The sequence below is a fragment of the Streptomyces sp. CNH287 genome, from assembly GCF_000424825.1.
Map to the genome: position 1 here is coordinate 36152 of NZ_AUKQ01000014.1, position 16760 is coordinate 52911.

13 protein-coding genes, 3 tRNA genes and 1 pseudogene are annotated in these 16760 nt (G+C 73.2%); 4 read left to right on the forward strand and 13 right to left on the reverse strand.

The genetic code is table 11. From position 1 onward, the window contains the following. Positions 1-144 precede the first annotated feature (144 nt). Positions 145-719 (forward strand): annotated as a pseudogene (locus H299_RS38380) (AMP-binding protein); the annotation flags it as partial. Between the two features lie 38 nt (positions 720-757). Here H299_RS38380 and H299_RS0115240 read toward each other — a convergent pair. Both H299_RS0115240 and H299_RS34330 read right to left on the reverse strand, forming a co-directional pair. Continuing rightward, complete coding sequence (locus tag H299_RS0115240; RefSeq protein WP_027749110.1) at positions 758-4927, reverse strand: PAS domain-containing protein; 4170 nt, start codon at positions 4925-4927, stop codon at positions 758-760. A gap of 310 nt (positions 4928-5237) precedes the next feature. After that, positions 5238-5750, reverse strand: a complete 513-nt coding sequence (locus H299_RS34330; protein ID WP_486587282.1) for an SSI family serine proteinase inhibitor — start codon at positions 5748-5750, stop codon at positions 5238-5240. 254 nt (positions 5751-6004) lie between these two features. Here H299_RS34330 and H299_RS0115250 point away from each other — a divergent pair. Together H299_RS0115250 and H299_RS0115255 are read left to right on the forward strand one after the other, a co-directional pair. Then, positions 6005-6094, forward strand: a tRNA-Ser gene (locus tag H299_RS0115250). 198 nt (positions 6095-6292) lie between these two features. Next, positions 6293-6365, forward strand: a tRNA-Arg gene (locus H299_RS0115255). Between the two features lie 171 nt (positions 6366-6536). Here H299_RS0115255 and H299_RS0115260 read toward each other — a convergent pair. The 5 genes from H299_RS0115260 to H299_RS0115280 form a co-directional block, all read right to left on the reverse strand. Beyond that, complete coding sequence (locus H299_RS0115260) at positions 6537-6956, reverse strand: hypothetical protein (RefSeq protein WP_027749111.1); 420 nt, start codon at positions 6954-6956, stop codon at positions 6537-6539. Between the two features lie 171 nt (positions 6957-7127). Continuing rightward, positions 7128-7526, reverse strand: coding sequence for a hypothetical protein (locus H299_RS40465; RefSeq protein WP_486587283.1), 399 nt, complete (start codon positions 7524-7526; stop codon positions 7128-7130). A gap of 492 nt (positions 7527-8018) precedes the next feature. After that, entirely contained in the window at positions 8019-8846 is an 828-nt protein-coding gene (locus H299_RS34340) for a YceI family protein (RefSeq protein ID WP_037759177.1), read from the reverse strand. A 106-nt stretch (positions 8847-8952) separates the two neighbouring features. Further along, positions 8953-10680 (reverse strand): MDR family MFS transporter, encoded by a 1728-nt coding sequence (locus H299_RS34345; RefSeq protein ID WP_078512765.1) that lies wholly within the window; start codon positions 10678-10680, stop codon positions 8953-8955. 32 nt (positions 10681-10712) lie between these two features. Beyond that, positions 10713-11192: a MarR family transcriptional regulator gene (locus H299_RS0115280; protein WP_027749112.1), complete on the reverse strand. Its 480-nt coding sequence runs from the start codon at positions 11190-11192 to the stop codon at positions 10713-10715. A 219-nt stretch (positions 11193-11411) separates the two neighbouring features. On the opposite strand from H299_RS0115280, the gene H299_RS0115285 reads away from it, so the two are divergent. Next, complete coding sequence (locus H299_RS0115285) at positions 11412-11621, forward strand: hypothetical protein (protein WP_027749113.1); 210 nt, start codon at positions 11412-11414, stop codon at positions 11619-11621. A 290-nt stretch (positions 11622-11911) separates the two neighbouring features. On the opposite strand, the gene H299_RS0115290 is transcribed toward H299_RS0115285, so the two are convergent. The 6 genes from H299_RS0115290 to H299_RS0115315 form a co-directional block, all read right to left on the reverse strand. Then, entirely contained in the window at positions 11912-12814 is a 903-nt protein-coding gene (locus H299_RS0115290) for an RNA polymerase sigma factor SigF (RefSeq protein WP_027749114.1), read from the reverse strand. 198 nt (positions 12815-13012) lie between these two features. Further along, entirely contained in the window at positions 13013-13831 is an 819-nt protein-coding gene (locus H299_RS0115295) for an RNA polymerase sigma factor SigF (protein WP_027749115.1), read from the reverse strand. A gap of 321 nt (positions 13832-14152) precedes the next feature. Then, positions 14153-14314, reverse strand: a complete 162-nt coding sequence (locus H299_RS39945) for a hypothetical protein (protein ID WP_199782452.1) — start codon at positions 14312-14314, stop codon at positions 14153-14155. A gap of 401 nt (positions 14315-14715) precedes the next feature. After that, positions 14716-15405, reverse strand: a complete 690-nt coding sequence (locus H299_RS34350; protein ID WP_051262503.1) for a sortase domain-containing protein — start codon at positions 15403-15405, stop codon at positions 14716-14718. Between the two features lie 8 nt (positions 15406-15413). After that, positions 15414-16187, reverse strand: coding sequence for a hypothetical protein (locus H299_RS34355; RefSeq protein ID WP_037759179.1), 774 nt, complete (start codon positions 16185-16187; stop codon positions 15414-15416). Positions 16188-16666: 479 nt separating this feature from the next. Then, a tRNA-Ser gene (locus H299_RS0115315) sits at positions 16667-16753 on the reverse strand. Positions 16754-16760 lie beyond the last annotated feature (7 nt).

Genomic DNA, 16760 nt, shown 5'->3' on the forward strand with positions numbered 1-16760 from the left:
TGCCAGAGCAGTCACTGCCGATTGCACGGTTACTTTGGCAAAACGTCGCATTCTTGTACCCCATCGAGCGTGACCGTTAAGTGTCGCCCGCCACGTTAGTGGGGTGTCGCCGCGCGGTCAACGGATTCTTTGCCTGGGCAACTCGTGCACGGCTGGGGACTGCCGCACGCCGCCTTCATGACCGGGCTCGGCATGCTGATGCCGGACCGTTTCCTGCAACCCGCCCCGCTCGCCGAGATGATCGCCGCCGAACGGCCCACGCACGCCGCCGCCGTCCCCGCCATCTGGCAGGGCCTGCTCGCCGAACTGACCGTGCGCCCGCGCGGCATCTCGTCCCTGCGCACCGTCACCATCGGCGGTTCCGCCTGCCCGCCCGCCGTGATGCGGGAGTTCGAGGAGCGGTACGGGGTGCGCGTCTGCCCCCCTGGGGCATGACCGAGACCTCCCCGCTCGGCACCCACGCCCCGGCGCCCCGTCCCGGCCGCTCCGCCGAGGAGGAGTGGCCGTACCGCGTGAGCCAGGGCCGCTTCCCCGTCTCCGTCGAGGCGCGGCTGGTCGGGCCGGGCGGGGAGCTGATGCCCTCGGAGCTGCGGGGCTTCCTCGGCGCGACCTTCCCGCGCCGGCAGCTGCCGGAGCGCTGGGCGCGGGTCGAGGCGGTGCCGAAGACGAGCGTGGGGAAGATCGACAAGAAGGTGATCCGGGCGCGTACGGCGGCGGGCGCCCCGCGGCCGTCCGTGCGGGCGTCCGTGCTGTGCGGTCAGCTCGCGCCGATCTTCGCCAGCAGGTCGACGATCCGGGACTGCACCTCGCCGCTGGTCGACCGCTCGGCCAGGAAGAGCACCGTCTCGCCGGAGGCCAGCCGGGGCAGCTCCGCCGGGTTCATGTCCGCCGCTGTGTAGACGACGAACGGCGTACGGTGCAGCAGCCCGTTCACCCGCAGCCAGTCGATGATCCCGGCGCGGCGGCGGCGTACCTGCATGAGGTCCATCACCACCAGGTTCGGCCGGATCTGCGCCGCGACGTTCACCGCATCCGAGTCCGTCGGCGCGTGCGCGACCTGCATGCCGCGGCGCTCCAGCGTGGACGAGAACGCGCTCGCGATCGCCGGGTTCTCCTCGACCAGCAGCACCCGGGGCGGGTGCTGCTCGCTGTCGCGCGGCGCGAGCGCCTTCAGCAGCACCGCCGGGTCCGCGCCGTACGCCGCCTCCCGCGTCGCCTGCCCGAGCCCGGCCGTGACCAGCACCGGCACCTCGGCGGCCACCGCCGCCTGGCGCAGCGACTGGAGCGCCGTACGGGTGATCGGGCCGGTGAGCGGGTCGACGAACAGCGCGGCGGGGTACGCGGCGATCTGCGCGTCCACCTCCTCGCGCGAGTGGACGATGACCGGCCGGTAGCCGCGCGCCGAGAGCGCCTGCTGCGTGGAGATGTCCGGCTCGGGCCAGACGAGGAGGCGCCGGGGGTTGTCCAGCGGTTCGGGGGGCAGCTCGTCGTCCTGGGGGTGCATCGGCATGGCGAGCGCGCTGTCGGCGGGGACCTCCACGATGCCGTTCGGGCCGTCCAGCGGCTCGGGGCCCTCGGCCGAGCCCTCGTCGGGGGCGCCGACGGCGAACTGGCGGGCCGGGGTGGGCGGCTGGGGGTGCGGCTGCGGCTGCGGCTGGGCCTGGGGCTGCGGCTGTGCCTCCGGCGGCGCCGCGCTCTGCTCGCCGTTCGCCGCCGGGGTCGAGAGCCTGCGGCGCCGCCCCGAACCGGCCGGCGCGGCCGGTGACGTCGGCGTACCGGACGTGCCCGGTGTATCGGACGTGCCCGGTGTGCCCAGCGTGCCTGGTGTGGTCGGTGTGCCGGGCGTGGACGGCGTGGACGGGATCGCCGGGGCGGGCGCCGAGGCGGCGTGCCCCTGCGGGTGCTTCCCGCTGTCGGCGAGCTGACGGGCGAAGGGCACACCCTGGCCGAGCGTGCGCACGCTGATGCCGCCGGACCCCTGGTCCGCCGTGTACGGCTCGACCTCGCTGCCGGGGGACTGGTGCTGCTGGGCGGGCAGCTGCGGCAGCGGTCCGCCGCCGAGGATCGGGCTCGCCGCGACCACGGAGTGGTCGGCGACCCGCGGGTCGGCCGGGCCCTCGGCGGACGCGTCCTCGGGGCCGGGCCCCGGGGCGTCCGGCGCGGGCAGCGGCAGGGGCTGCGGCTGCGCGCCGGGCAGCGCGGCGCTGTGCGCGGGCGTGCCGTGCGCGGGGGTGTCGCGTGCGGGCGTGCCGTGCGCGGGCGTGCCGGACGGCGCGGGCGGCGGCTGCGCGCCCGGCAGTTGGTCCGCGGGGGGCGGGAGCGCGAACGGCTCGTTGCCGGACGGCTGACCGGCGGCCTGCTCCTCTGCGCGGGCCCGCGCCGCGGCGAGCCGCCGGGCGCGCCGGCCGCCGCCGACCACGGCGGGCGACAGGTCGGTGCCGGTGCCGCCCTCGCCGCCGCCACTCGCCTCGCCGCCGCCACTTCCCTCGGGGGCGCCCTCGCCCCCCTGCGTGCCGCCGCCCCCGGCAGGGCCGGGGCCCGAACTGGGGCCGGGGCCGAGCGCGGGCATCGGCGAGCCCGCGCCCTCACCCGGGGCCGCACCGGCGCCGCCGCCCTGCCGGTCTTCGGCGGGCGCCGCCAGCGCGCGGCGCGCCCGCCGACCGTTGCCGCCTCCGTTGCTGTTTCCGCCCTGCTGGCTGCCGCCCGGGTACGGAGCGGGGGCCGCGCCGGGAGCCGTACGGCCGCCCGCAGTGCCGTTTCCTCCGAAGCCCGGGCCGCTGCCCGTATCGTCCGCGCCGCCGTCCGCACCCGCGTCCGGGTCGGCCAGGGGCCGCCGCGTGCTGCCGCCGTCCGCCCCCGGGACGGGCGGCGCCGGGGGTGCGGCGTGCGGAGAGTGCGCAGCGTGCGGAGCGGGCGCGTGCTGGCCCGGGTGCTCCGGGCCCTGCTCCTCGGCGGGACTCGGCCGCCCCCGCCGCCGCCCCGTCGGCCGGGGGGCCTGGTCCGGCTCGCCGGGGCCGCCCGGCCCCGCTGCGGGACCGCCGCCGCGGTGCCCGCCGCGGTGTCCGCCCCGGCCGTCGTTCCCCACGCCGTCGGTGCCGCGCAGGTGCACCGAAGTGAGGTCCGCGCCCGCGCCCTCCGACCGTTCGCCGCCCGCGTCCTGCTGCCCGGTGCCCACGGCCGCGCCCGCCGCCGGGTGCGCGGCTGCCGCCGCCGACTCCTCCAGCGCCCGCTGCGACCCCCGTGCGGGCTGCGCCGGTACGGGCATCACCGTCGTCTCGTTCCCGCCGGACCGCGCCCCGTCCGCCGCAACGGCGGGAACGTCCGTACCGGCGGGCGTGTCCGTACCCGAGGGCGCCGCCGCCCCCGTACCGCTCCCGCCCGCCCTGGGCTTCAGCGTGCCGCCCGGCGTGGCCGTGACCGGCACCTCCAGCACGTACGCGCTGCCGCCGCCCGCGCCCGGCACCTCGTGCGTCTGGAGGACTCCGCCGTGCTGCCGCACGATGCCGCGCACCACCGGCTCGTGGACGGGGCTGCCGCCCTTGTACGGGCCGCGCACCTCGATCCGCACCACGTCGCCGCGCTGCGCCGCCGCCACCACGATCGTCGAGTCCCCGCCGGCCCGCGCCTCCACGGGCGCCGTACCGGTGGCGTCCACGCCCGCGACGTCCGCGATCAGGTGCGCCAGCGCCGTCACCATCCGCTCCGGGTCGACCTCGGCCTCGATCGGCGGAGCGTGCACCGCGAACTGCGCGCGCCCCGGCCCGATCAGCTCGACCGCGCCGTCCACGCCCGCCGCCACGACGCCGTCCAGCGACACCTGCTCGCGCCGCAGCTTCTCCTTGCCCGCGTCCAGCCGCTGGTAGGCGAGGACGTTGTCGACCAGCGTGGTCATCCGGGCGTAGCCCGCCGCCAGATGGTGCAGGACCTGGTTCGCCTCCGGCCACAGCTGGCCCGCGGGGTCCGCCGCCAGCCCGGTCAGCTGGCCGCGCAGCTGGTCCAGCGGGCCGCGCAGCGCGTCCCCGAGCACGGCGAGCAGCTGCTCCTGCCGCTCCAGCAGCGACTCGTACGCCCGCCGGTCGGTGAAGGTGAGGACGGCGCCGACCAGCTGGTCCCCGTCGCGCACCGGCGAGGTGGTCATGTCGACCGGCACCGCCTGCCCGTTCTTCGCCCACAGCACCTGGCCCGCGCGGACCCGGTGCTTGCGCCCGGAGCGGAGCGTGTCGCTCAGCGGCGTCTCCTCGTACGGCAGCGGGCTGCCGTCGGGACGCGAGTGGTGCACGAGCGGGTGCAGCTCCTGGCCGCCGAGGTCGCTGGCGCGGTGACCCAGGATCTGCGCGGCGGACGGGTTGACGAGCACCACCCGGCCGTCGGTGTCCACCCCGACGACGCCCTCCGAGGCGGCGCGCAGGATCATCTCCGTCTGCCGCTGCTGCCGGGCCAGTTCGGTCTCGGTGTCCAGGGTGCCGGTGAGGTCGCGGACGACGAGCATGAGCAGCTCGTCCCCCGTGTAGTGCGGACTGCGCCCGGCGGGGCCGCGCCCGCCCGCCCCGCCGTGGTCCGCCCAGGCGGCCTCGAAGGACGACTCGTAGGGCGTCCGCCCGTCGGCGACGTTGGCGCTGGTCACCTCGACCGGGAACTCGCTGCCGTCGGTACGCCGCGCGATCATGCGCGTCGGCGGCGTACGGACGTTGCCCTCGTCCTCGTCCGGCCTGCGCATCGAACCCGGAATCCGCTTGGAGTCGAACTCCGGCAGCAGATCGAGCAGGCCACGCCCCACCAGCGCGGTGCCGGGCGTCTCGAACGCCTCCAGCGCGATGGTGTTCGCGTTCACCACGGTGCCGTTGCAGTTGACCAGCAGCAATGCGTCCGGCAGCGCGTCAAGTATGGCGGCGAGGCGAGCAGCGCCTCGGGATGGCCTGCTGCTCACGACGGTGCTTCCTCCCTGTAACCGCATGGTGCCGGTGACCAGCCGACCGGGCTGACCGCGGCGGTCAGTGTGCCGCCTGGTCCGGGCGTGTCACTGGAGGGGAGTCTACGGGGCGCGGTCGCGGGTGCGGCGGAGGATGCGGGAGAGGAAGGGAAGGGGAAGGAGTGAGAAGGCTGTGACGGCGGCTGCGCACCGTAACCATGCCTGGTCACGAGCGGCAGCGGGCCGAAGGCGATCTTCCACCCGGCCCACGCCCCGCCCGCGCCCCTCCGGCGGCCCGCATCCGCCGCCGCGCCCGCCGCCGCGTCACCTACCTCGCCGCCCACGCTCCCGCTGGCACGGCGCCGGGGCGCGCGGTGCCCGACGGGGTGTTGTTCTTCTCCGCCGCGTCCGGCAGCGCGGGCACGAGCTGGTCCCAGCGGCTGATCTCGCAGCCGTTGGCCCGGCTGTACTCGGCGTCCACGGGCTGACCGCGCCAGATCCCGGTGACGCGGGCGGTGATCGGACCGCCGTAGATCATCGCGCAGTTGGCGTCCTTGGGGACCGGGGCGAAGACGTCGGTGCCCTCGGCGGCACGGTCCCGCGAGGCGGAGGCGATCGCCGCGCAGGCGGCCCGCGCGTCCGGGTGGCTGCCGCCGACGGGGTGGCAGCTGAGGGTGTGGGAGCCGTTCAGGGCCCGGTTCCCGCTGCCGTCGACGGTGACGCGGAGGCGGTCCGCCTTCGCCGGTAGGGGCTTGGCGGGCGCGGCCGACGCGGCGGCGCCTGCGGCGACCGCGACCAGCGCGGCGGTGGCGGCGAGGGTGCTGACGGTACGGCGAAGCATGGTCACTCCAGGTGTCTGCGTGGAGGCGCGCCCCATCGCGCCCTGTGCCGTACTAACGCTCCCCGGCGCGGGACGTTGCGCAACCGGGTCCATGCGTTCGGCGGAGCGCGCGGGGGTGTGCGGGAGCGCGTGGCGGAGAAGTGTTTTGCCCAGCAGTCCGGCGGACTAGTACGGTGGGGCCGATTGGTGACGGCCCTTGAGGCTGTGCCATGATCTGGGCACGCACTTCGCAGCGCTGCGCTGCGCGGGTGTCTGGAGGCTTCGCCTAGTCTGGTCTATGGCGCCGCACTGCTAATGCGGTTTGGGGTAACCCCCCATCCCGGGTTCAAATCCCGGAGCCTCCGCTTCGATCCTCGCGATCACCAAAGCCCCGGCCGCGTCGGCCGGGGCTTTTCCGTGGCCACAGCGGCCCGCCGACAGCACCCTCTGACCTACGTTTCCGCAGGTCAGCCCCGGTATCCCTAATGGATTTCACCTGCGGGCACCGGTCATGTAATGTTGTTCCCGCGAAGCAACCCGGCGGTAGACCAGCCGGAAGCCGAGCGCTCGTAGCTTAACGGATAGAGCATCTGACTACGGATCAGAAGGTTGCAGGTTCGAATCCTGCCGAGCGCGCAGTCCGGAAGCCCCGTACCGCATCTGCGGTACGGGGCTTCTGTCGTGATCTTGGCGGGAGCCGTTTCCACGCGGGCGGCCCGTCGCTCCCGTGGGTACCCGGCGAAAGCCACCCGCCCGCGAGCGCTCTGCGCTCGAAACTGTGCACCACATCCGCCAGGGGAGCCGGTTCTAGACAGGTTTTCCGGGCGGCGCGAGAGGTTCCGCCGTGAAGGGCGCCGCGATGCCGGCTGCCGGCTCGCCGAGGTCGATCCTTCCCGTGAGGTCACGGATCGCGGCTGCCACCGCACGGTAGTCACGACTCTTGAATTCGACCAGGAGATCGTCCCACCCCCCACGCATGAGAGACAGCACGTATGACCCGTTCACCTCCCCGTGTGGGTACCACCCGAGGTCGATGAGGTAGCCGTTGGGGACGCGTTCCCAGCCGCCGTCCCGTCCGGCGCGCATGTGCTCCAGGGAGAGCAGGTCCTGCCCGAGGAGACTCTCCCTGTCCCGTTGCGTCAGTTCCGCTGGGGAGGAGATTTCGAGGAATCTGTTGAAAGCGATTATCCAGCCGGACGGCAAAGCCAAGGGAACAAGGTGTGGCATAGGGGATTCCTGTGCTCTCTTCGCTGCGTGCGGAATCGAGGGGCCCGCCGGTTGCCCCGGTCCGGCGGGGGCCATCTCCGGCCCGTGGAGCTGCTGGGCGATATCGGAGTCACCGTAGCGAGCCGCCCCGGAATCCGCGGCCTTCGTGAGCATAGCTGTCCGCTACGCGGCTCAGCCGGGCGGCGGCGGGGGCCCGGGGGTGCGGGGCCCGGGGGTGGTGTCGCCCGCTGCCGCCGTGTGGGGGCAGTCGGGGCAGGACCAGTGCGTGTCGCCGCCGGGGTGCGGGGGTTCCATCTGGGCCTCGCAGCGCGGGCAGACCACGGTGACGCCCTCGACGTGTCCGCAGAATGCGCAGACCCACAGCGGCCCTTCGGCGTCGCGCTGCTGCCACATGGTGCGGCGGCAGCGGGAGCAACCGGTCGTGCCGATGCCGAGTGAGCCCATCAGCGGCGGCTCGGGGGTGGCGTCCGCGTACTCCATGATCTGCGAACGCACCCGTTCGTTCGTCGTGTTCGCCATCCGCAGCAGGTGCAGGACGCGGGGGCGGGCCTCTTCGGCAAAATCGGACATTGCCGCAGCAGGTTACGGCAGCCGCCGTACGCGCGAGGAGCGGATGGCGAAGCGCGCGGTCTCCGCCCGCCGATCCTGCACCTTTCGGGTGAGGGGGGCGACGCGGCGTTGACGGCCGTCCGCCGGCAGCGGTGACTGCGGCGGTGACTGCGGCGGGCCAGGGCCGGTCCGGAGGACGGGGGTTCCTCCGTGACCGCCCCCGGCTGGGCCGTCCGTGTACAGCCCGGTCCCGCGCGACGGGGAGGCCCGCGGGACGTACCGCGTCTCAAGTGTTTCGGCTGTCCCGCCGGATGTGCACCCCGAGCGGCGGTATTCGGTAACGTTGGGTATTGAATCAGTGGCGGGAAGTGAGGGGTTGTGTACAGTCCCGCGCGCTGAAAGGCGCTGCCGACCTGGGTCGTCGCTCCGACATGTGCGTCTCGTACGTGCCTTCGGAGATCCGCGGTCCGATACGTGTCCCGGCGAACTCGGCCGAAAACAGCCGCTGTCGGCTCAGCCGGACGGGGGCAGCGACTCGCCCCGTACCGCCTGGATGTCCAGCTCGATCCTGAGCGTGGTGCCGATGGCGGCGATCCCGGCGGCGACCACCGGGTTGTAGTTCATCGCGAAGTCGTGGCGGCGCAGTTCGGCGGTCGCCCGGAAGGCGGTGCGCAGCTCGCCCCGCGCGTCCGGCCCCGTGCCCAGGCAGGTCAGGTCGAGGGCCACGTCCCGTACGACGCCGTGCATCGAGAGCCGGCCGTGCACCGTCCAGCGGTCCGGCGCTCCCGCCGGTTCCACGCCGGTGCCGTGGTAGGTGAGGTGCGGGTGCTCCGCGACGTTGAGGAAGTCGGCGGATCTGATGTGGCGGTCACGCATCTCGCTTCCGGTGTCGATGCTGGACGCGGTTATCACCGCCTCGACGCTCGATCTCTCCGGCACCTCGGCCACCTCGATCCGGCCCCCCAGTTCGGTGAACCGCCCGTGCACGCTGGAGATGCCCAGGTGCTGCGCCGTCGCCGCAACGCGGGAGAGCGCCGGGTCGATCGTCCAGGGGCCGGGCGGGGGCAGGTCGGGGCCGCCGTTCCGGGCCAGCACCAGGGTGCCCAGGTCGGCGCGGCCCGCGGTGGTGACGCGCGCGGTGCTGGTGGCGGGGGCGTAGCCCAGGGCGCTGGCGGTGACCGTGTACGGCCCCTCGGCCAGCGGATCGCCGCTGCGTACGGCCCCGTCGCGGTCCGCCCACGCACACAGCACCTCGGCACCCGCCAGGTCGGTCACGGTGAGCACCGCGTGGGGCAGCGCCTCTCCCTCGCGGGTCCGGATGTGCGCGCGTACGCCTGACATCAGCTCTCCTTCGTCCGTCGGGGCCGCACCAGCCTGTCAGGCCGGTCGCGGCCCGCCGCAGGCGGCATGGCCCGCGGCGGGCGTGGGCGTCGGCGGGCGGGTGTGATCAGCGCATACGGTCCGCCGCGGCGGCGCGGGCCTTCGGCCGCCCGCTGTCCGCAGCCCGTGCGGCGGGCGCGGCTGGTGCAGCGGCCGTACCCGCCGCGCTGCCTCCGGCGTCCTCCTGCATCCCGGACTGGGTCTTGAGCGGCACCTCCTTGATGAACACCACCAGCACCAGCGCGATCAGCGCGACCGGCGCCGCGTACAGGTAGATGTCACCGATCCCGTGCCCGTACGCGCTCTCGATCACGGTGCGCACGGGTGCGGGCAGCGTGCTCAGGTCGGGGATGCCGCCGCCGGAGGGGCTCCCGGCGGGGGCGCCGCCGAGTTCGGCGAAGCCCTCCCGGGTGTACCCGCTGATGCGCTCCGCCAGGACGGCGCCGAGCGCGGAGACGCCGATCGCGCCGCCGAGCGAGCGGAAGAAGGCCACCACGGAGCTGGTCGCGCCCAGGTCCTGCACGTCGACCTGGTTCTGCGTACACAGCACGAGGTTCTGCATCATCATGCCGACGCCGAGCCCGAGCAGCGCCATGAAGGCGGCGACCCGCCAGTACGGGGTGTCGTAGCGCAGGGTGCCCAGCAGGCCGAGCCCGGACGTGAGCAGGACGCCGCCGGTGGTGAGCCAGACCTTCCAGCGCCCCGTCCGGGTGATGATCTGGCCGGAGAAGGTGGAGGAGAGGAACAGGCCCGCGATCATCGGGATGGTCATGAGCCCGGACATGGTCGGCGTGTTGCCGCGTGCGAGCTGGAAGTACTGGCTGAGGAATACGGTGGCGCCGAACATCGCGACGCCGACGAAGAGCGAGGCGAGCGAGGCGAGCGTGATCGTCCGGTTGCGGAAGAGGCGCAGCGGGACGATCGGCTCCCTGGCCCGGCTCTCGATGAAGACGAACAGCAGCGAGAGCACCAGCGCGCCGCCCACCAGCGCGTACGTCTGCCAGGACAGCCAGGCGTACGAGTCGCCGGCCAGCGTCACCCAGATCAGCAGGGCGGAGACGGCGGCCGAGAAGACGCCCGCGCCGAGCCAGTCGATCTTCACGCCCTGCCGCCGTACGACCGGCAGCTTCAGGGTCTTCTGGAGCACGATCAGGGCGATGACGGCGAACGGCACCGCCACGTAGAAGCACCAGCGCCAGCCCAGCCACTCGGTGTCGGTGATGACGCCGCCCAGCAGCGGGCCGCCGACGGTGGCGACGGCGAAGGTCGCGCCGAGGTAGCCGTTGTAGCGTCCGCGCTCACGCGGCGAGATCATCGCGGCGAGGATGATCTGGGCGAGCGCGGTCAGACCGCCCATGCCCAGGCCCTGGACGGCGCGGAAGGCGATGAGCGTGCCGGTGTCCTGGGAGAGCCCGGCTCCGGCCGAGGCCAGCACGAAGATCACCAGGGAGAGCTGCACCAGCAGCTTCTTGCTGGTGAGGTCCGCGAGCTTGCCCCACAGCGGGGTGCTGGCGGTCATGGTCAGCAGCGTGGCCGTGACCACCCAGGTGTAGGAGCCCTGGCTGCCGTTCAGGTCCGAGATGATCTGCGGCAGCGCGGTGGAGACGATCGTGGACGACAGGATGGCGACGAACATGCCGAGCAGCAGCCCGGACAGCGCCTCCATTATCTGCCGGTGGGTCATGGGCGCGGAGCCCGTGGGCTCGGCGGAGCCGGTGTCGCTGAGGGGGTGCGTGTGCTTGTCGACGCTTCCGCTGTCGGCTCCTCGCACACCCGCGGGTGTGGGCGTGGCCATTGCTTCCTTACTGATCGCTGCGGGCTGTGACTTCAGGGCCGTGCCGGGGCCGTCTCCGGGTCGGACCGCGCACCGGGCAGGGGCGTGGTGCCGAAGCTCGTACGGAGCCGGTCGAGCAGGGTGTTCAGCGTGGCGACGTCGGCGTCGGGCCAGTCGGCCAGGTGCGTCTCGAGGGTCGCGCACGCCCGCTCCGAGAGGTCGTCCAACTGCCGTCGCCCGCTCCCGGTGAGCCGCAGCAGCCGGGAGCGGCCGTCGCGCGGGTCGGGGAGGCGCTCGATCCAGCCACGCTCGGTGGCGTGGGCGACATGGCGGCTGGTGACCGACAGGTCGATGCCGAGGTACTCGGTGAGCTGGCTCATCCGCATGTCGCCGTGTTTGTGGAGGAGGGTCAGCACTCCGGCCGAGGCGGGGGGACAGTCGTGCGGCAGGCAGCGCGCGATCTCCCGGTTCACGGCGTGTACGGAGCGGAGCTGCCGGGCGAGTTCCCGGAACTGGGCTCGTGCTGCGGTCACCGACTCCTCCTACGTTTGTTGCTCTAGGCAACCATAGGGTCGTTTGGTTGCTACAGGCAAGTTGAATTCGGGCATGGAGGGCAAACAATCCACAAAGCCTCCGTCTGCCGCTGCCCAAGGCGAGGTCAAGTGGCGGTGCCCGCGCCGGAATCGGTGCCCTGGCACGGTCCGGGGGCCGGGGCTGTCTCCTGTGCCGAGGGTTCGCTAGGGTCCTGCCCTATGGCTCACAACCCCCAAGCACCGCAGGGCCCCGACGGGTCCCCGGACCCCGCGGGCAACACCCAGATGTTCCGCGCCTTCGTCGACGAGGGGGGTTCCCAGCGCCAGGCCGCGGCTACGGGGTCGTCCGGTCCGCGGGTCGGCATGATCGTCGGAGTGCTCGCGGTGATCGTGGTCGTCGTCGCCGTCGGCTGGCTCGCGCTGGGCTGACGCCACCGACCCCCGCGCGGCTGGGCGCGCCCGCCCGGTGCGTCTGGTGCGGGTACGGGTCCGCCGCGCTGTGCCGTGCGCGTACGTACGGGCGCCGCGCGCCCGTACGGTGCTGTGCCGTGCTGCGCTGTGCGCAGCCGTCCAGTGGCGTCCAGTGTCCTGCCGGGACCGGCCCGCGCCCGCGCCTCCGGGCGCGCGTGCTGCGCGCCGCGCACGCCCGCGCGTGTACGCGTATGCGCGCGCGTCTTCGGTGAGGCGACCGCCGCGCCGGGCGGCGGCCCGCCCTGCCGTCAGCCTTCCGTGATCAGCCCTTCGCGCAGCTGTGCCAGCGTGCGCGTCAGCAGCCGGGAGACGTGCATCTGCGAGATGCCGACCTCCTCGCCGATCTGCGACTGCGTCATGTTCGCGAAGAAGCGCAGCATGATGATCTGCCGCTCGCGCGCCGGCAGCCGGGCCAGCAGCGGCTTCAGCGACTCGCGGTACTCGACGCCCTCCAGGGCGCTGTCCTCGTAACCCAGCCGGTCCGCGAGGGAGCCCTCGCCGCCGTCCTCCTCCATGGAGGGCGAGTCGAGCGAGGAGGCGGTGTAGGCGTTGCCGACCGCGAGGCCGTCCACCACGTCCTCCTCGGACACCCCGAGGCAGGCGGCGAGTTCGGGCACCGTCGGTGAGCGATCCAGGGTCTGCGACAGCTCGTCGGACGCCTTGGTCAGCGCCAGGCGCAACTCCTGGAGCCTGCGCGGCACCCGCACCGACCACGAGGTGTCCCGGAAGAAGCGCTTGATCTCGCCCACGACGGTCGGCATCGCGAACGTCGGGAACTCCACGCCGCGTTCGCAGTCGAAGCGGTCGATCGCCTTGATCAGGCCGATGGTGCCGACCTGGACGATGTCCTCCATCGGCTCGTTGCGGCTGCGGAAGCGCGCCGCCGCGTAGCGCACGAGCGGGAGGTTCAGCTCGATGAGCGTGTCACGGACATACGTACGCTCCGGGCTGTCCTGATCGAGGACGGCGAGCCGGAGGAACAGGGAGCGGGAGAGGGTGCGGGTGTCGATCGCGGCAGCCGCCGGCGCCGTCGGGGGGATCGCCGCGGCCTGGGGGACATCGGGGACCGCCAGGTCCTCGGGAGCCGCGTGCGGTGCGTCGGCTGTCGTGTTCTCGGAGAGCACCTTCGAGCTGCCCAGTTCTACGGACATGCCACCCCCTGGAGGTCGCGGACGGGTCGGGACGGCGCCCTCGGCTGAGGGAGGCACCTCCCCCTGAATACCGGAAGCGCCGTCACGGCAAACGCAGTTCTCGCAGAATGTCACAAGTCAGCAACGCGACGTAGCGCCAAGTCGACAAAATTTTCCCGATCAGCGAACCGGGGCTGGATCACGACTCACCCGAAACGGTTACGCTTCGATCCGGTTTGCGGCCCTCAGGCGGGCGAAGCTGCGCGACAGCAGCCGGGAGACGTGCATCTGCGAGACCCCCAGCTCGACACTGATCTGGGACTGCGTCAGGTTCCGGTAGTAGCGCAGCAGCAGGATGCGCTGCTCCCGCTCGGGAAGCTGTACCAGCAGGTGGCGGACGAGATCGCGGTGCTCCACGCCGTCCAGTTCGGGGTCCTCGTAGCCGAGCCGGTCCAGCAGTCCGGGCGGCCCGTCCTCGCGCTCCTGGGCCGCCTCCAGCGAGGTCGCCCGGTACGAGCGGCCCGCCTCGATGCAGGCGAGTACATCCTCTTCGGTGAGATTCAGCCGTTCCGCGATCTCCGCGGTGGTCGGCGACCGGCCGTGCAGGACGGTGAGGTCCTCGGTCGCGGCGCTCACCTGCACCCACATCTCGTGCAGCCGCCGGGGTACGTGGACGGTGCGGACGTTGTCCCGGAAGTAGCGCCGGATCTCGCCGATGATCGTCGGCATGGCGAAGGTCGGGAACTGCACGCCGCGTTCGGCGTCGAAGCGGTCGATCGCGTTGATCAGGCCGATGGTGCCGACCTGGACCACGTCCTCCATCGGCTCGTTGCGGCTGCGGAAGCGCGCGGCCACGTAGCGCACGAGGGGGAGGTTCACCTCGACGAGCGTGTCGCGCACCCGGGTGTGCTCGGAGGTGCCCGCCTCCAGGCCCGTCAGCTGCTCGAAGAGCACCTGGGTCAGCGCGCGGGCCGCGGCGCTGCGGTTCCGCTGGGTGCTTCCGGACGAAGCCTCCGGGAGGGTCGGTGAACCGTCCACTCAGCCACCACCCCTCTCGGTCCGCACCCGTCCATTGATCCGGCAAAAGCGGTCATAGCATCACAAGACATGTGCACAGTGTGCAAGCACCCGGTCATCACGTGTTGCCGGGCAGTTGGGCCACTCGCACGCCGAACACCGGTGCGTACGGCGACGCGCCACGCGCTCCCGTACGGAGCGGGGAGAGGTGTGCGGGGCCGGTGGTGCGGAGGGGGCCGCCGGGGGCCGCGAGGCGCCCGGCACGGCCGCCGGGCGGCGCGGCGGGGACGGTGGCGCGGCGGGGACGGTGGTGCGCGGCGGTGGCGGCGCGCCCGCCGTCGGTCAGTTGATGAGTTCGGTCATGAAGTCGCCGACGCCCTGCGCGCCGTCGGAGATCCCCTCGAAGCCGACCTGCACCAGTTCGGCCGCACGCTCGGGTGAGTTGATGATCGTGTACAGCACAAAGACGATGACGATGTACGTCGCGATCTTCTTGATGTCCACCCGGACCTGCCTCCCCGCTGATGCGCCTTTCTGCCGCAATCGCGAGAGTTTAACCAGTGCGGTGCCGCACGCGCGCCGGAACCGGTACGGAAAGAGGCCGGAAGCGTGCGGTGAGCAGCCGTGATCCGGTCCATTCGGGACCAAAGCCCCCTTCACCGAGGCCCTTTGCCGGGCGATCCGCGCCCGACCACCCGGCAGCATGGAAGACGGCCCGGGGAATCCCGGCAGGACCGCTTCGGGCCAGGACGGGGCCCCTCTGCCGGGCCCGTCGCCGTCACTTCCCCCGGCTGCGCCGGGCCCACGGGCTCCGTCCGCCTCGGGGGAAGCGGTCTGTCCCCCCGATGCCGCTTCCCCCGAGCACCGGCCCCCGCCACCCGCACGCCCGCGTCGCGGCCCGTAGGTCAGTACGGATCAGTGGCGATCAGCGCGGACCAGCGCGGCGCGGTGGCGTCCCGGCCCGCTGCCGGATGCGCGGTGATGACGAGGTTGGCCCGGTAGTCCTGCCTCTCCTCGTCCCAGTCGGCACAGGTGAGGAGCGTGAGCCGGGGGCCCGCCGTGGCGGCGTACACGCGCGCGGAGGGGAAGCCGTCCTTCGGATAGACGGCCACGCCGGTGACCGTGAAGCGGGCTTCGCGGCCGTCCCGGCGCTCCAGGCTGATCCGGTCGCCACCGCGCAGCGCCCCCAGCCCGTAGAAGACCGCGGGACCGGCGGCGGAGTCCAGGTGGCCCACCAGGACGGAGTTGCCCCGCGCGCCGGGGGTGGCCGAGCCGGTGTACCAGCCGGCGTGACCGGCCTTGCCTGGCATGGCCACGGAACCGTCCCCGGCGATGCCGACCTGCTCGACAGGTGCGCTCAGGCCGATCTTCCCGACCGTGATCCGGACCGGCCCGGACGGCGGCAGCGCGGCCGTACGCGCGCCCCGCAGCCCCGTGTGCGGCGGGGCGGACGCGTGGGCCCCCGGTGGTGGCGCGGGAGGGGGGTGCGGCGGCGGGGCGAAGGCCACCCCGAGCAGGGCCAGACCCGTGATGGCGCAGACGGTGGCCGCCGCGGTGCAGGCACCGCGGCGGCCGATGCGCCAACTGATCGGCATCCGTGCCGTCAGCGCTGGAGACCGGTGCGGCGCCGCAGGTAGAACGCGCCGCCGGAGGCAATCAGCAGGGCGACGCCGCCGGAGGCAGCAAGCGTCATGTCCTCGCCGGACTGCGTGCCGCCCTCACCGCCCCGCACGGCACCGTGGGGGGACTTCTTCAACGCCCCGCACAGGGCGGGGTTGGTGGCCTCGGCCGGCAGCTTCGGGTCAAGGTCGCTGGCCCCCAGGACGTTGTCGTACTTGCCGTTGCCGTTGTAGTCGATGCCGTGCACAACGACCACGGCGGTTCCCGCGCGCAGGCTCTTCGCAGCCGCGTCCGACACGGTGATGGTGCGCTGGTAGTGGACGTTCGGCCCGGCGGGGAAGCGGTCCACCGCGAGACCCGAGGCGGGGCTGGTGTCGCCCCTGGTGGTCAGCGAGGTGCCGATCATGCCGTAGAAGGGCCGGCCGTCGGTGGTGTTCAGGCTCAGCTTGCCGTTGTGCTCGCGCGCGGCCGAGTCCGGCGGGCACACGCCCTTGGCGGCGATGTGGAAGTGCTGGGCGTGCGGGGCTCCGGCCAGCAGCCCGGAAGCCTTGACCGTCACGTGGGCTTCGTTCCCCGTCAGCCGCACCATGGCGGTACCCGAGGCGGTGACCCTGTTTACCTTGATGGGGTCGAGGGTGGCGTGCAGCTTCACCTCGCGGTGGCCGGGCATGCCGTCGGCGGCCGCGACCGGTGCGAGCGCACCCAGGGGCAGGACGGCGGCCAGCGCGGCGAGCGCGCTGACGGTGCTCTTCTTCATGGAATCTCCAACTGTGAGGGGGAGGCGGAGCGCCCGGACGTGGGGCGGCAGCGCGGAGTGAGGTCGATGCGCCGCTGGCGCATGACTAGAAACCTGCCGGTCACCACCCCGACACGCCACCGGAACCGACGGTGGTCCCCTGCCCGGCGACCCGTGCCGCGCGGGCTCCGCAGCCCGTCGGCACCGGCGTCGTACCAGCTCACTCAACGTGCGCCCACCAGAACGCCGGGTGTCCGGTGGCGGGGTGCAACTTCCTTCGAGGTCTCGTGCACACAGGTGACGTGTCCGTTTCCCCGCCACCTGGATCACGGCCCGGATCGCCGCTCGCGCACGGTGTGTTCAGCACGGGCCGCGCCCCGTCCGCCGGAGCTGAACCGAGGTGGGCCGACCGAGGTGCGGTCCCGGCCCGCAACGCGACCCCGCACACGGCGAAGGGCCGGACCCACCTGGGTCCGGCCCTTCGTCCTTGCTGCTCAGAGCGGTAGCGGTGGGATTTGAACCCACGGAGAGCTTGCACCCTCACTCGCTTTCGAGGCGAGCTCCTTCGGCCGCTCGGACACGCTACCGAGAGGA

Bases quoted from the DNA above. Each gene is read 5' to 3' on its own strand.
- H299_RS34330 (WP_486587282.1), bottom strand. From the start codon at position 5,750: ATGCTTCGCCGTACCGTCAGCACCCTCGCCGCCACCGCCGCGCTGGTC.
- H299_RS0115260 (WP_027749111.1), bottom strand. From the start codon at position 6,956: ATGCCACACCTTGTTCCCTTGGCTTTGCCGTCCGGCTGGATAATCGCT.
- H299_RS40465 (WP_486587283.1), bottom strand. From the start codon at position 7,526: ATGTCCGATTTTGCCGAAGAGGCCCGCCCCCGCGTCCTGCACCTGCTG.
- H299_RS34340 (WP_037759177.1), bottom strand. From the start codon at position 8,846: ATGTCAGGCGTACGCGCGCACATCCGGACCCGCGAGGGAGAGGCGCTG.
- H299_RS34345 (WP_078512765.1), bottom strand. From the start codon at position 10,680: ATGGCCACGCCCACACCCGCGGGTGTGCGAGGAGCCGACAGCGGAAGC.
- H299_RS0115285 (WP_027749113.1), top strand. From the start codon at position 11,412: ATGGCTCACAACCCCCAAGCACCGCAGGGCCCCGACGGGTCCCCGGAC.
- H299_RS0115290 (WP_027749114.1), bottom strand. From the start codon at position 12,814: ATGTCCGTAGAACTGGGCAGCTCGAAGGTGCTCTCCGAGAACACGACA.
- H299_RS34350 (WP_051262503.1), bottom strand. From the start codon at position 15,405: ATGCCGATCAGTTGGCGCATCGGCCGCCGCGGTGCCTGCACCGCGGCG.
- H299_RS34355 (WP_037759179.1), bottom strand. From the start codon at position 16,187: ATGAAGAAGAGCACCGTCAGCGCGCTCGCCGCGCTGGCCGCCGTCCTG.